This is a genomic window from Staphylococcus sp. FSL W8-1268 (genome assembly GCF_038003965.1).
Taxonomy (GTDB): Bacteria; Bacillota; Bacilli; order Staphylococcales; family Staphylococcaceae; genus Staphylococcus; species Staphylococcus hominis.
In genome coordinates this window covers 1,404,326-1,420,315 of record NZ_JBBOQE010000001.1, presented here as the reverse complement: position 1 = coordinate 1,420,315, position 15,990 = coordinate 1,404,326, and the positions used below count along the sequence as shown (strand labels likewise).

Here is a 15,990-nt window from a genome sequence, read left to right as displayed (position 1 = left end):
ATGGGTAAAATTAAAGAATTACAAACATCTTTAGCAAATAAAATTGCTGCAGGTGAAGTGGTTGAACGTCCTAGTTCAGTAGTAAAAGAACTACTTGAAAATGCAATTGATGCTAAGGCGACTGAAATTAATATAGAAGTAGAACAATCAGGTATTTCCTCAATTCGTGTAGTCGATAATGGAACTGGAATTGAGCAAGATGATTTGCAACTTGTTTTTCATCGTCATGCTACCAGTAAAATAAATGATGATGACGATTTGTTTCATATCAGAACATTAGGATTTCGAGGTGAAGCACTGGCTAGTATTTCATCTGTAGCTAAAGTGACACTTAAAACGTGTACAGATAATGAAAATGGTCACGAAATTTATGCTGAAAATGGTGAAATATTATCTCAAAAACCAGCAAAAGCCAAAAAAGGAACAGATATTAAAGTAGAATCATTATTTTATAATACGCCAGCTCGGTTAAAATATATTAAAAGTTTATATACAGAATTAGGAAAAATTACAGATATTGTTAATCGAATGGCAATGAGTCATCCAAATATTCGCTTTTCACTTATATCTGATGGAAAAACGATGTTAAAAACGAATGGCTCTGGAAGAACAAATGAAGTGATGGCTGAAATATATGGTATTAAAGTTGCAAAAGATTTAGTTCACATTTCTGGCGATACGAGTGACTATCATTTAGAAGGATTTGTTGCTAAACCGGAACATTCTCGTAGTAATAAACATTATATTTCAATTTTTATTAATGGTCGATATATCAAAAATTTCGCTTTAAATAAAGCTATTACTGAAGGATATCATACACTTCTAACCATAGGTCGTTATCCTATTTGCTATATCAATATAGAAATGGATCCAATTTTAGTAGATGTCAATGTGCATCCAACGAAACTTGAAGTTAGACTTTCAAAAGAAGAACAACTTTATAATTTAATTATTGAAAAAATTAGACATGCATTTAAAGATAGAATATTAATTCCTAAAAATGATTTAGATCGAACACCTAAAAAAAATAAAGTATTGCATACGTTTGAACAGCAAAAAATCGATTTTGAACAAAAACAACAAAATATTTCAAATCAAACAAAACAATTAGAAAATAAAAATGACCCCAACGTTTCGACTAACAATACCTTTTCAACAATAAGTTCTCAATATGATGAAGAACATACCTCTGATGATTCTTACACTAGAGAAGATAACGAACATTCTAGTGTCTATAATAATAAACGTAGTATGGATAAAGATTACTTCGACATTCAAAAAGATATTTTAAATAGTTTAGATCGTGCTGAGTCTTCAATCGATAACACTCGACATGATGAAACCAATATTTATAATTATGATGAAAATGAAGACTTTCAAGAGAATGTTACAAATCAAAAAGAACAAGATATTAAAGGTAAAGTAAGTTCAACACCGTCTCGACGTGTGCCATATATGGAGGTAGTTGGTCAAGTACACGGTACCTATATTATTGCTCAAAATGAAAATGGAATGTTTATGATAGATCAACATGCTGCTCAAGAACGTATTAAATACGAATATTTCAGAGAAAAGATAGGCGAAGTATCAAATGAAGTACAAGATTTGTTAATTCCTTTAACATTTCATTTCTCAAAAGACGAACAATTAATTATTGATCAATATCGAGAAGAACTTGATAAAGTAGGAGTTCATTTAGAACATTTTGGTGGATATGATTATATTGTAAATAGTTATCCAGTATGGTTTCCTAAAGTAGAAGCAGAGGAAATTATTAAAGATATGATTGAACTAGTATTAAATCATAAAAAAATTGACGTTAAAAAAATGCGCGAAGACGCAGCTATTATGATGAGTTGTAAGAAGTCAATTAAAGCAAATCATTACTTGAAAAAGAATGAAATGGCAGATTTAATTGATCAATTAAGAGAAGCGGAAGATCCATTTACTTGTCCTCATGGTAGACCAATTATTATTAACTTTTCAAATTATGAATTAGAAAAATTATTTAAACGAGTAATGTAGAAGGGATGCATAGAAATGAAAGAACACGTACTACCAGCAATTCGAAATATGAAAGATTTAGAGAAATTAACTCAAACGGATTATAAAGTGTGTGTCCTTTTAGATATGCATGTAGGTCATTTAAGAAGCATTATAGAGTTACTTAAAAAACATGACATTGAAGCATATATTCATATTGATTTAATTAAAGGAATGGCACATGATGAATATGCATGTGAATATATCATTCAAACTTATAAACCAAAAGGGATTGTTTCAACAAAAACAAAAGTCATTCAAAAAGCAAAATCATTAAATGTACTTACTATTTTTAGAGTTTTTATTATTGATAGTCAAGCACTCAATCGTAGTATACAACTCATAAAGAAAGTGGACCCAGATTATGTTGAAGTACTACCAGGTATTGCTCATAAAATTGTTGAAAATGTAAGAGAAGCAACGGGTGCTAAAATTATAGCAGGTGGGTTAATCGAAGAAGAAAAAGAAGTGAATGATGCGATTAATAGTGGTGCAAGCTATGTAACCACAAGTAATAGAAAATTGTGGTAGAAATTATCTTTTTAACCTGAGACAAAAATTGAGGTCTCAGGTTTTTTATGTATTACTAAAAAAATAATTATAGTACGTTGTTTTAATCTACAAAATAAATTGTGACAACTTTTTTACAAAATCTATTGACAACGCTTACAATTATTTTGTATGATTTATACAAGTTAATATTTGAATGAGAGATGAAGAGATTTCTGCAAGCTTAATTATATTATAGTTTGTAGAAGTCTTTTTGTCTTGTAGGAGGTTAAAACATGAATGCTTATTTAGCAGAGTTTTTAGGCACGGTCATTCTTATTTTGTTCGGTGGAGGCGTATGTGCAAATGTAAATTTAAAACGTAGCGCTGGACAAGAATCTGATTGGATCGTTATTGCCGCTGGATGGGGCTTAGCTGTAACTATGGGAGTTTATGCAGTAGGACAGTTTTCTGGAGCTCATTTAAACCCAGCTGTGACAATTGCTTTAGCAGTTGAGGGAAGTTTTAGTTGGGTAAAAGTACCAGGATATATTGTTTGTCAAATGCTAGGAGGAATTGTAGGAGCTACACTTGTTTGGTTAATGTATTTACCACATTGGAAAGCAACTACAGAGCAAGGTGCAAAATTAGGCGTATTCTCTACTGCACCTGCTATTAAAAATTATTTTGCTAACTTTTTAAGTGAAATTATTGGCACAGCTATTTTAAGTTTAGGGATTTTATTTATTGGGGTAAATAAAATTGCAGATGGATTAAATCCATTAATTGTGGGTAGTTTAATTATTGCAATAGGTTTAAGTTTAGGTGGACCTACAGGTTATGCCATTAATCCAGCTCGTGACTTAGGACCAAGAATTGCACATGCAATTTTACCAATTGCTGGTAAAGGCGGATCAAATTGGTGGTATGCTATTGTACCAGTACTAGGGCCAATTGCTGGCGGTATGATAGGTGCTGTGATTTATCAGGTTTTTTATAAAAATGAATTTACTTTTATGAGTGGTGTTAGCATTGTAGTTTTGATTGTTACATTACTGATTGGTTTAGCGCTTAATAAATCAAATAAACATAAAGATATTGAATCGATTTATTAAAAGAAAAATTTTAGTTTTAAATCATATAATATATTGACTATGTGATTCAAAGGATACTTAACACATACAGTCAGAATGAAAGAAGGAGAAAAATTATGGAACAATACATCATGTCAATAGACCAGGGCACAACTAGCTCTAGAGCAATTTTATTTGATAAAGAAGGACAAATTCAAGGCGTTGCGCAAAGAGAATTTAAACAATATTTTCCTAAATCTGGTTGGGTAGAGCATGACGCTAATGAAATTTGGACATCAGTATTAGCAGTAATGGCTGAAGTGATAAATGAAAATGAAATTGATCCTGAACAAATTAAAGGTATTGGTATTACTAACCAACGTGAAACTACGGTCATTTGGGATAAGAAAACAGGTCGCCCAATTTATCATGCAATTGTTTGGCAATCTCGTCAAACACAACATATTTGTAATGAATTAAAAGAACAAGGCCACGAAAAAACATTTCGTAATAAAACAGGTTTATTATTAGACCCTTACTTTTCTGGAACAAAAGTAAGATGGATATTAGATAATGTTAAAGGTGCAAGAGAGAAAGCCGAAAATGGGGATTTATTATTCGGAACTATCGATACTTGGTTAGTGTGGAAACTATCTGGTGGAGAAGCACATATTACAGACTATTCAAATGCCAGCCGCACATTAATGTATAACATTCATGAACTTAAATGGGATGATGAATTATTAGAATTACTAGATATTCCTAAAGCGATACTTCCAGAAGTTAAAGAATCTAGTGAAGTTTATGCACATACTAAAGATTATCATTTCTTTGGTCAAGAAGTACCAATTGCTGGTATTGCTGGTGACCAACAAGCAGCATTATTTGGTCAAGCTTGTTTCGAACGTGGTGATGTGAAAAATACGTATGGTACTGGCGGATTCATGTTAATGAACACTGGTGAAGAACCTGTAACGTCTGAAAGTGGATTATTAACTACAATTGCTTATGGTCTTGACGGTAAAGTAAACTATGCCCTTGAAGGATCAATTTTCGTATCTGGATCAGCAATTCAATGGTTACGTGACGGTTTAAGAATTATTAATTCTGCACCGCAAACTGAAAACTATGCAACACGTGTTAATTCTACTGATAATGTCTACTTTGTTCCTGCATTCGTAGGTCTTGGTACACCATATTGGGATTCTGAAGCACGTGGCGCGATTTTCGGATTAACTCGTGGTACTGAAAAAGAACATTTCATTCGTGCAACATTAGAATCTTTATGTTATCAAACACGTGATGTTATGGAAGCAATGTCTAAAGATTCAGGAATTGAAGTAAATAATTTACGTGTTGATGGTGGCGCAGTAAAAAATAACTTTATAATGCAATTCCAAGCAGATATTGTTGATACATCAGTTGAACGTCCGGAAGTTCAAGAAACAACAGCACTTGGAGCTGCTTATCTAGCAGGTTTGGCTGTAGACTTTTGGGAAGATAAAAAAGACATTGCTGATGGATGGAAATTAGAAAAAGAATTTAATCCAGAAATGTCTGAAGAAACAAGAACTAAGTTATATAAAGGTTGGAAGAAAGCAGTAGAGGCTACTCAGGTCTTTAAATTAGAAGATTAATTTTTAATTATGGCTTAGTTACAAAGAATATGTTATGATGTAGTTAAGTTAATACATTAGTCGAGATTTGAGAGACCTGTTATCATGCAGTATGCTTCTGTGTGTGTGTAGGTCTCTCTTTTTTTAATATAAATTTTGGAGGGTATATTATGGCATTATCTACTTTTAATAGGAACTTAATTAAAAAGAATTTAAGAAATAAAGAATTTGACGTTGTAGTTATTGGTGGAGGAATTACTGGTGCAGGTATTGCATTAGATGCTACACAACGTGGTATGAAAGTAGCTTTAGTAGAAATGCAAGACTTTGCGCAAGGTACAAGTTCTCGCTCAACTAAATTAGTACATGGTGGTTTACGTTACTTGAAACAAGCACAAATCAAAGTTGTTGCTGAAACAGGTAAAGAACGTGCAATAGTTTATGAAAATGGTCCCCACGTAACAACTCCTGAATGGATGTTATTACCGATGCATAAAGGGGGTACATTTGGTAAATTCACAACTAATATCGGGTTAACAATGTACGATCGTTTAGCAGGCGTTAAACGTCATGAACGAAAAAAAATGTTATCTAAACAAGCGACTTTAAATAAAGAACCTCTTGTGAAAAAAGATGGTTTAAAAGGTGGCGGTTACTACGTAGAATATCGTACTGACGATGCTCGCTTAACAATTGAAGTGATGAAACGTGCTGCTGAAAAAGGCGCTGAAGTCATTAATCACACTAAATCTACTGACTTCGTATACGATGCTAAAAATAAAGTAAGTGGTATTAAAGTAAAAGATATGCTTACAGGTGAAGAGTATCAAATCAACGCTAAAAAAGTAATCAATGCTGCTGGTCCATGGGTAGACGAAGTGAGAAAGAAAGATTATACACGTAATAATAAACAATTACGTTTAACAAAAGGTGTTCACGTAGTTATCGATCAATCAAAATTCCCATTACGTCAAGCGGTTTACTTTGATACTGAAAAAGATGGTCGTATGATTTTTGCTATTCCTCGTGAAGGTAAAGCATATGTAGGTACTACTGATACATTCTATAATAATGAAAAAACAAAACCTTTAACTAACCAAGAAGATAGAGACTATTTAATTGATGCAATCAATTATATGTTCCCTGATGTGCATGTTACGGATGCTGATATTGAATCAACTTGGGCTGGCGTGCGTCCATTAATTTTAGAAGATGGAAAAGATCCTTCAGAAATTTCACGTAAAGATGAAATTTGGGAAGGTAAATCAGGATTATTGACCATTGCTGGTGGTAAATTAACTGGATATCGTCACATGGCATTAGAAATTGTTGATTTATTAGCTAAGCGTTTAAAACAAGAATATGGTCTAAAATTTGCGGATAGCAAAACTAAAAATACACCTATTTCTGGTGGAGATGTTGGTGGTAGTAAAAACTTTGAAAACTACGTAAATCGTAAAGTCCAAGAAGGTAAAGCACTTGGATTAAGCACAGATGTGGCACATAATTTAGCTTCAAAATACGGTTCAAATGTAGATAAATTATTCGCAATTGCACAATTAACGAATGAAAAAGATTTAAATATGCCATTAGAATTATACGTTCAATTAGTTTATAGTGTACAAAACGAAATGGTATATAAACCAACTGATTTCTTAATTCGTCGTACTGGTAAATTATATTTTGACATCAATACAGTTAAACAATATAAACAAGCAATCATTGATGAATTAGATAAATTATTAAATTATACTGCTGAACAAAAAAATGAATTTTCTAAAGAAGTTGATGAAGCTATTGAAGAAGCAACACATGGTAATCATCAACCTGCAGAAAAATAAATATAGTTAAAATAGTATATTAACTGAGATTGGGTAAAAACACTCAATCTCAGTTTTTTTTATATTTTGATAAAATTTTTGAGTTTAAAGTATATATAACCTATTAAAAAGTGACAAACTATTTGATAACATTAAAGAGTATAGGTATATTAGTAGGAATAGTACGTTGTTAACAATACCATTATAGAAAGAGATTGGAGGCATATACGTGGGGCAAAGTGCTTATAAAATAACTGTAGAAGATGGAACAACTTTAGAAGTTAAAGTAGATAAAGCAAACATAGCGACTTATGGTATTGTACATATATTTCATGGTATGGCTGAACATATGGATCGATACGAAACACTTGTTAAAGCTTTAACACATCAAGGCTATGATGTGATTAGACATAATCATAGAGGACATGGGAAAGAGATTGATGAGAAAGAACGTGGACATTACGACAGCATGAATCAAGTCGTTCAAGATGCGTTTGAAATTGCACAAACATTATATGATAGTGAGAAAGGATTACCCTATATTGTATTAGGGCATTCAATGGGATCTATTATTGCACGTTTATTCGTTGAAACTTATCCAAATTTTGCTAATGGATTGATATTAACTGGAACAGGACAATATCCTAAATGGAAAGGAATTCCTGCAGGGATCAGTTTGAAATTAATTTCTATTTTTACTGGGAAGCGCAAGCGTTTAAAATGGGTCAATCAACTCGTTTACAAATCATTTAACAAAAAGATTGATCAACCAAGAACTGAAAGTGACTGGCTTTCATCACAGTCTACAGAAGTTGATAAATTCGTAAACGATGAGTATACCGGCTTTTTAGTTTCAAACCAATTAATTTATGAAACAGTAAAACATATGACACGTACTGCAAATTATAGTCAATTAAAAAAAATAAATAAACAGTTACCAATATTGATGATTTCTGGAAAAAATGATCCTTTTGGAGAGTATGGCAGAGGTATTAAATCCTTGGCCAGAAAATTTAAAAAAGCTGGTATTAAACATATTACGGTACAACTTTATGCAAATAGAAGACATGAAATATTATTTGAAGTTGATCAACAAATGATATGGAATCATATGTTTGATTGGATTCAAAAACAAGTATTGAAAAATAATCAGAGTGAGGCGTAATCATTGCAAGCATCAAAAAAACCTTTTCTAGTAGTCATTGTAGGGCCGACAGCTTCGGGTAAAACAGAATTGAGTATCGAATTAGCTAAAAAAATGAATGGAGAAATCATTAGTGGCGATTCGATGCAAGTATACCGTCAAATGAATATAGGTACTGCAAAGGTAACAGAAACAGAAATGGAAGGGATCCCCCATTATTTAATAGATATCTTAAATCCTGATGAATCATTTTCTGCATACGAATTTAAAAAAAGAGCAGAAGTGCTTATTGAAGATATTACAAAAAGAGGTAAAGTACCTATTATTGCAGGAGGTACAGGTTTATATATTCAATCTTTAATTTACGATTATCCATTTGATGATGAAAATATATCAGTAGAAAAAGAATTAAGAGTAAAAGAAAAAATAGATGTATTAAATCAATTAAATAATGATGACTTACATCGCTACTTAGCATCGTTTGATGAAACATCAGCTAAAGATATTCATCCAAATAATAGAAAAAGAGTACTTAGAGCGATTGAATATTACTTAAAAACAAAAAAACTTTTAAGTTCTCGAAAGAAAGTTCAACAATTTACAGAAAATTATGATACATTATTAGTAGGGATTGAAATGTCGCGCAAAACATTATATACAAGAATAAATAAACGTGTTGATATTATGTTGGGCCACGGATTATTTAATGAAGTGAAAGCACTAGTTGAACAAGGTTTTGAATCTAGTCAGAGTATGCAAGCAATTGGTTACAAAGAACTTGTCCCTGTTATAAAAGGAGAAATGGAATTAGAACCAGCTATAGAATTATTGAAACAACATTCAAGGCAATATGCGAAAAGGCAACTCACATGGTTTAAAAACAAAATGAATGTTCAATGGTTTGATAGAGAGACAATGTCACTTCAAATGATGTTAGATGAGATTACAACCCAAATAAATAAAAGGAGTTCTAAACATGATTGCAAACCAAAACATCCAAGATCAAGCACTAGAGAACTTTAAAGCAGAACAAACGGAAATTACTGTATTTTTCTTAAATGGTTTTCAAATGAAAGGTGTTATCGAAGACTTTGATAAAAACATGATTAGCTTAGTTTCTCAAGGCAAACAACATTTGATTTACAAACATGCGATCAGCACTTTCACTGTGGATACAGAATCTACTGATTCAGAAGCTACAGGTGAAGGTGAAGAATAAGTTGTAATTAAAGTGCCAAGTTACTGACTTTTAGAGCGTAGTCCACGGTCAAAATGTATACGTAGCTTGCAAAATTCTCATCAATTTTTGCACTTTTGAACAAATAGAAGAAATGTTTGTAATAAAACAAAGCTTCAATATAGAACGATTGTCTATGACATAGTCATCTATATTGAAGCTTTTATTTATTTATAGAAGTTTTTCAATATCTTTTTCAATTTGAGCAGGTTTTTTCTGAGGTGAGAAGCGTTGAACAATATTACCTTCACGGTCTACTAAAAACTTAGTAAAATTCCATTTAATTTTTTCACTTAACATACCTTTAGCTTGACTTGTTAAATAACGAAACAATGGATGTTGGTTATCGCCTTTAACGTCAACTTTTTCGTGAATAGGGAATGTGACACCGTAGTTAATTTTACAATTTTGATTTGCTTCAGCACCAGAACCAGGTTCTTGACCACCAAACTGATTGCATGGGAAACCTAAAACAATAAATCCTTGGTCCTTATATTTATTATATAGTTCTTGTAATCCTTCAAATTGTGGTGTAAATCCACATTCACTCGCTGTATTAACGATAAGCATAACATCGCCTTTATATACATCTAATTTATAATTTTCACCATTAGATTTTTGAACTTCAAAATCATAAATATTTTCCATACTATCACCCTTTCAACTTAGCTTTAATTTAACATAGTTTTAGTCGTTAGTCTTTAAACTTGCTCTATGATAGAATATGTAAGACATGTTAAAAAAGGAGATGTATATCATGGCTCAGCAACACACTTATGATACTAAGAAAAAGCTAGAAACTGCTGTATTAGTTGGTGTACATGCTCAAAGTGATCATCAATATAATTTTGAATCTACAATGGAAGAATTAGAAGCTTTAGCGTTGACTTGTCAATTAGATGTTATAGGACAAGTCACTCAAAATAAAGATCAATTTGATTATAAATATTATGTTGGCAAAGGTAAGATTGATGAAATTAAAGCTTTTATAGAATTTCATGACATCGATGTTGTTGTGACAAATGATGAATTAACAACAGCACAATCGAAAACATTAAATGATAATTTGGGCATTAAAATTATCGATAGAACACAGCTCATTCTTGAAATTTTTGCTTTAAGAGCGCGTAGTAGAGAAGGTAAATTACAAGTTGAATTAGCTCAACTCGATTACTTACTCCCTAGATTACAAGGACATGGAAAAAGTTTATCTCGTTTAGGCGGGGGAATTGGTACGCGTGGTCCTGGTGAAACAAAATTAGAAATGGATAGACGTCATATTAGAACACGTATGAATGAAATTAAACATCAACTTAAAACAGTGGTCGAACATCGTGAAAGATATCGTAATCAACGCGAACAAAATCAAGTATTTCAAATTGCACTTATTGGCTATACCAATGCTGGAAAATCTTCTTGGTTTAATGTTTTAGCAAACGAAACGACTTTTGAAAAAGATTTACTATTTGCCACACTTGACCCTAAAACACGACAAATACAAATTAACAATGGGTTTAATTTAATTATTTCTGATACCGTAGGCTTCATTCAAAAGTTGCCTACAACATTAGTAGCAGCATTTAAGTCGACATTAGAAGAAGCAAAAAGCGCAAATCTACTTCTACATGTTGTTGATGCAAGTCATTCAGAATATCGCGCTCAATATGATACGGTTAATCAATTGGTAAAAGACTTAGATATGGATGACCTTCCACAAGCAATCATTTTTAATAAAAAAGATCAATGTTCTGAAGAAACTGATGTACCAGTATCAGACCATCCGTCTGTATTTGTATCAAGTCGCAATAGTGAAGATAAATTAAAAGTGAAGCAGTTACTGTTTGATCAAATAAAAGCGACTTTGTCATATTACGTAGAAACTGTATCTAGTGAAGATGCAGATAGATTATATTTTTTAAAACAACATACACTTATCGAAGAAATGAAATTTGATGAGAATAATGAAAGTTATATCGTTAAAGGATATAGAAAATAATTATATATAAAGGAAGATAAATTGCATGTCAGATATTCAACACATCGTTTCTGAAGTAGAAGAAACGTTAACACCCTTTTTTAAAGAAATTGAAGAAACTGCTTATATCAACCAGGAAAAGGTTCTTGATGCTTTTCATCATGTTAAAGCGAGCGAGAATGATTTAGTAGGTTCTACAGGATATGGTTATGATGATTTTGGACGTGATCATTTAGAAGAGATATATGCTTATACGTTTAAAGCAGAAGATGCAATTGTTAGACCTCAAATTATTTCAGGTACTCATGCAATTACATTAGCATTGCAAAGTACACTCAAATATGGCGATGAATTGATGTACATTACAGGTAGTCCTTATGACACTTTACTTGAAGTGATTGGTGTTAATGGTAATGGTATTGAAAGTCTCAAAGAGCATGGTGTGACATATAAAGAAGTTGCATTAAAAGATGGAATGATTGATATTGAAATGGTTTTAAATACTATTTCGAAACAAACGAAAGTTGTTGCTATTCAACGTTCAAAAGGGTATGGCCAACGACCTTCAATTACAGTAGATGAAATAGAAAATGTTATTTCTCAAATTAAACAACGATATCCAAATGTAATTGTTTTTGTAGATAATTGCTACGGAGAGTTTGTAGAGCGTCGAGAACCAATAGAAGTGGGCGCAGATTTAATTGCAGGGTCATTAATAAAAAATCCTGGTGGTGGATTAGCCAAAATTGGTGGTTACATTGCAGGACGAAAAGATTTAATCGAACGATGTGGTTATCGTTTAACTGCACCTGGGATTGGTAAAGAAGCGGGTGCTTCATTATCTTCATTGCAAGAAATGTATCAAGGATTCTTTTTAGCACCGCATGTAGTGAGTCAAAGCTTAAAAGGCGCACTATTTACAAGTTTACTTCTTGAAAAAATGAATATGAACACAGTACCCAAGTACGATGCTAAGCGTACAGACTTAATTCAAACCGTTCAATTTGATACAAAAGAACAGATGATTGCATTTTGTCAAAGTATTCAACATGCTTCACCAATTAATGCACACTTTAGTCCTGAACCTAGTTATATGCCTGGTTATGAAGATGATGTCATCATGGCAGCAGGAACATTTGTGCAAGGCTCCTCTATTGAATTATCAGCAGATGGTCCGATTCGTCCGCCTTATGAGGCATATGTGCAAGGTGGTCTAACTTATGAACATGTTAAAATTGCAGTAACACGTGCAGTAATGAATTTAAAAGAACAGAATTTAATTTAAGTAGTATAACAAAATATTCAAAAATAAATAGTAATAAAAATAATGAGAGTGAATTTCTTTTTGTATATGGATTTATTTTATGATAATATATCATGGTTAATTATGCGAGATACTAATGAATAAGAAGGTTTAAATCAATTATGAAAGAAAATTTTTGGAATGAATTACCACGTCCATTTTTCATTTTAGCGCCGATGGAAGACGTGACAGACATTGTTTTTCGACATGTAGTAAGTGAAGCAGCGAGACCGGATGTATTTTTTACTGAATTTACAAATACGGAGAGTTTTTGTCATCCAGAAGGGATACATAGTGTACGAGGGCGTTTAACATTCAGTGAAGATGAACAGCCTATGGTTGCTCATATATGGGGTGATAAGCCAGAACAATTTAAAGAAATGAGTTTTGGTTTAGCAGATATGGGCTTTAAAGGTATTGATTTAAATATGGGCTGTCCTGTCGCAAATGTTGCCAAAAAGGGTAAAGGGTCTGGGTTAATTTTAAGACCAGAAAGAGCAGCTGAAATTATTCAAGCAGCCAAGGCAGGTGGACTACCTGTTAGTGTTAAAACACGTCTAGGTTATTATAATATAGAGGAATGGAAAGAATGGTTAAGACATGTATTTAAGCAAGACATTGCAAACTTATCTATCCATCTTCGTACACGTAAAGAAATGAGTAAAGTTGATGCACATTGGGAATTAATTGAAGCCATTAAAAAAATGCGTGATGAAGTGGCGCCTCAAACATTATTAACTATTAATGGTGATATTCCAGATAGACAAAAAGGGATGGAACTTGCGACGAAATATGGTATTGATGGAGTGATGATTGGAAGAGGTATTTTCCATAATCCTTTTGCTTTTGAAAAAGACCCACGCGAACATACAAGTAAAGAACTCTTGGATTTATTTAGATTACATTTAGAGTTATTTGAAAAGTATTCAAATGAAGAAACACAACAATTTAAAAGTTTACGACGTTTCTTTAAAATTTATGTGCGAGGTATTAGAGGTGCAAGTGAATTACGACATCAATTAATGAGTACAGAAACTGTGGATGAAGCTCGAGCATTACTTGATGATTTTGAAGCAAATATGGAAGATAACCATTAATGAAGCTTAAGTTTTCAAAACTCAACAATAAGAATACGCTATCGTATTGATGTCGTAAAAAATAATTTTTAAATAGTAAAAAGCCTGTAGATAACTGTATCTATGGGCTTTATGTTTATATGTAAGAAATATTTAATTTTCATGTAAGAAAACCTGACATATTTTTGTATTTCGTATTAATCTATGCTAAATTATAGACAAGTTCAAAAGTAGAGGTGAGGTTATAGTGTCTAACGATACAATAAGACGTAATATGGCCGTGTTCTCTATGAGTGTTGTTTGTAAATTGACAGAACTCACAGCAAGACAAATACGTTATTATGAAACACATGAACTCATTAAGCCCGAACGTACCGAAGGAAATAAAAGGTTATTCTCTATGAATGACTTAGAGAGACTGTTAGAAATTAAAGCGTTAATTGAAAAAGGTTTTAATTTAAAAGGTATTAAACAAATAATTACAAATAATCAAGGGCACTTAACTACTGATGAACAAGAAACGAGAAAAAGAATGATTGTAGATGCAACTCAGAAACCGCGCAGTGAAGCTTTACCGATAAACCGTGGCGATTTATCACGATTTATTAATTAATAACTTGGAGGATGTCTACCATGTCAAAACGTACTTTTACAAAAGAAGATATTCGCAAATTTGCAAAAGAGGAAAACGTAAGATATTTAAGATTACAATTCACTGATATCTTAGGCACAATTAAAAATGTGGAAGTTCCAGTAAGCCAATTAGAAAAAGTGTTAGATAATGAAATGATGTTTGATGGATCTTCAATCGAAGGTTTCGTACGTATTGAAGAATCAGATATGTATTTATACCCAGATTTAGATACTTGGGTTATCTTCCCTTGGACAGCAGGTCAAGGCAAAGTAGCACGTTTAATTTGTGATGTTTATACAACTGATGGAGAACCATTTGCTGGGGATCCACGTACGAACTTAAAACGTATATTAAAAGAAATGGAAGACTTAGGTTATACAGATTTCAACTTAGGACCTGAACCGGAATTCTTCTTATTCAAATTGGATGAAAAAGGTGAACCAACATTAGAATTAAATGATAATGGTGGTTACTTTGACTTAGCACCAACTGACTTAGGTGAAAATTGTCGTCGTGACATCGTCCTTGAATTAGAAGATATGGGCTTTGATATCGAAGCAAGTCACCATGAAGTAGCACCAGGTCAACACGAAATTGACTTCAAATATGCAGATGCAATTTCAGCATGTGACAACATTCAAACATTTAAATTAGTTGTTAAAACAATTGCACGTAAACATAATTTACATGCGACATTTATGCCAAAACCATTATTTGGTGTAAATGGAAGTGGTATGCACTTCAACGTATCTTTATTCAAAGGTAAAGAAAATGCATTCTTTGATCCAAACGGCAAAGATCAATTAACTGAAGATGCTTATCACTTTACTGCAGGTATCTTAAATAATGCACGTGGATTTACAGCAGTATGTAACCCATTAGTCAATTCATATAAGCGTTTAGTACCTGGTTACGAAGCGCCATGTTACATTGCTTGGAGTGGTAAAAACCGTTCTCCATTAGTACGTGTACCTACTTCAAGAGGTTTATCAACTCGTATTGAAGTACGTTCAGTTGACCCAGCTGCTAACCCATATATGGCTTTAGCTGCGATCTTACAAGCTGGTTTAGACGGTATTAAAAACAAAACTAAAGTACCAGAACCAGTAAATCAAAATATCTATGAAATGAATCGTGAAGAACGTGAAGCAGTAGGTATTCAAGATTTACCATCTACACTTTACACTGCATTAAAAGCAATGCGTGAAAACGATACAGTTAAAAAAGCATTAGGCAATCACATCTATAATCAATTTATTAATTCTAAATCTATCGAATGGGACTATTACAGAACTCAAGTTTCTGAATGGGAACGCGATCAATACATGAAACAATACTAATCGCTAAGCAAAAAGGGGAAAGACTTAGGGATATAAGGAGTTAAGGCATTTGCCTTAGCTTCTTTTTTGTTTAAAAATAATCTATTTTTACTTGATCACTTTCTTAAAAAGTAGTGAATTGGTCAATTTTTGGTCAAGTAAGTATTAAAAAACATTCTTTATATACTTTTCAAAATTTTTTAGTTTAATCATAGATCGTTTAGCTTTTTATTTAATTTTCAATATTGGTTTATAAATGTT

General features: G+C 32.3%; 14 protein-coding genes. 13 read left to right on the top strand and 1 reads right to left on the bottom strand.

All coding sequences use genetic code 11. The features are described 5' to 3' along the window. The 8 genes from mutL (at position 1) to hfq (ending at position 9,404) form a co-directional block, all read left to right on the top strand. Positions 1-2,025, top strand: a complete 2,025-nt coding sequence (gene mutL / locus NST64_RS07220; protein ID WP_049431888.1) for a DNA mismatch repair endonuclease MutL — start codon at positions 1-3, stop codon at positions 2,023-2,025. Positions 2,026-2,040: 15 nt separating this feature from the next. Further along, positions 2,041-2,574, top strand: a complete 534-nt coding sequence (locus NST64_RS07215; RefSeq protein ID WP_002448755.1) for a glycerol-3-phosphate responsive antiterminator — start codon at positions 2,041-2,043, stop codon at positions 2,572-2,574. A gap of 254 nt (positions 2,575-2,828) precedes the next feature. Then, positions 2,829-3,647: an MIP/aquaporin family protein gene (locus NST64_RS07210; RefSeq protein ID WP_002448866.1), complete on the top strand. Its 819-nt coding sequence runs from the start codon at positions 2,829-2,831 to the stop codon at positions 3,645-3,647. Between the two features lie 95 nt (positions 3,648-3,742). Continuing rightward, positions 3,743-5,242, top strand: a complete 1,500-nt coding sequence (glpK, locus tag NST64_RS07205; RefSeq protein WP_002448786.1) for a glycerol kinase GlpK — start codon at positions 3,743-3,745, stop codon at positions 5,240-5,242. A gap of 149 nt (positions 5,243-5,391) precedes the next feature. Continuing rightward, positions 5,392-7,062 carry a glycerol-3-phosphate dehydrogenase/oxidase gene (locus tag NST64_RS07200; protein ID WP_002448759.1) on the top strand — a complete coding sequence of 557 codons (1,671 nt, stop codon included), beginning with the start codon at positions 5,392-5,394 and terminating at the stop codon, positions 7,060-7,062. 208 nt (positions 7,063-7,270) lie between these two features. Next, positions 7,271-8,206: an alpha/beta hydrolase gene (locus NST64_RS07195; RefSeq protein ID WP_002448832.1), complete on the top strand. Its 936-nt coding sequence runs from the start codon at positions 7,271-7,273 to the stop codon at positions 8,204-8,206. A 3-nt stretch (positions 8,207-8,209) separates the two neighbouring features. Next, positions 8,210-9,208, top strand: coding sequence for a tRNA (adenosine(37)-N6)-dimethylallyltransferase MiaA (miaA, locus tag NST64_RS07190; RefSeq protein WP_002448817.1), 999 nt, complete (start codon positions 8,210-8,212; stop codon positions 9,206-9,208). Continuing rightward, on the top strand, positions 9,162-9,404 hold the full coding sequence (gene hfq / locus NST64_RS07185; protein WP_107632379.1) for an RNA chaperone Hfq: 243 nt from the start codon (positions 9,162-9,164) through the stop codon (positions 9,402-9,404). Before miaA ends, hfq begins: the two co-directional genes overlap by 47 nt. A 189-nt stretch (positions 9,405-9,593) precedes the next feature. Here hfq and NST64_RS07180 read toward each other — a convergent pair whose 3' ends face one another. Next, a complete protein-coding gene (locus tag NST64_RS07180) occupies positions 9,594-10,070 on the bottom strand; it encodes a glutathione peroxidase (protein ID WP_002448833.1) in 477 nt (158 codons plus the stop codon). A gap of 109 nt (positions 10,071-10,179) precedes the next feature. Here NST64_RS07180 and hflX point away from each other — a divergent pair, with 109 nt between their 5' ends. From hflX to glnA, 5 genes are all read left to right on the top strand, one after another. After that, positions 10,180-11,418, top strand: coding sequence for a GTPase HflX (gene hflX / locus NST64_RS07175; protein ID WP_002448771.1), 1,239 nt, complete (start codon positions 10,180-10,182; stop codon positions 11,416-11,418). Positions 11,419-11,443: 25 nt separating this feature from the next. Next, a complete protein-coding gene (locus NST64_RS07170) occupies positions 11,444-12,682 on the top strand; it encodes a methionine gamma-lyase family protein (RefSeq protein WP_103288170.1) in 1,239 nt (412 codons plus the stop codon). A 140-nt stretch (positions 12,683-12,822) separates the two neighbouring features. Then, positions 12,823-13,797: a tRNA dihydrouridine synthase gene (locus NST64_RS07165; protein ID WP_077700442.1), complete on the top strand. Its 975-nt coding sequence runs from the start codon at positions 12,823-12,825 to the stop codon at positions 13,795-13,797. 223 nt (positions 13,798-14,020) lie between these two features. Beyond that, positions 14,021-14,389 (top strand): MerR family transcriptional regulator, encoded by a 369-nt coding sequence (locus NST64_RS07160; RefSeq protein WP_161800506.1) that lies wholly within the window; start codon positions 14,021-14,023, stop codon positions 14,387-14,389. Positions 14,390-14,409: 20 nt separating this feature from the next. Beyond that, on the top strand, positions 14,410-15,750 hold the full coding sequence (glnA, locus tag NST64_RS07155; protein ID WP_002448751.1) for a type I glutamate--ammonia ligase: 1,341 nt from the start codon (positions 14,410-14,412) through the stop codon (positions 15,748-15,750). Positions 15,751-15,990: the final 240 nt, after the last annotated feature.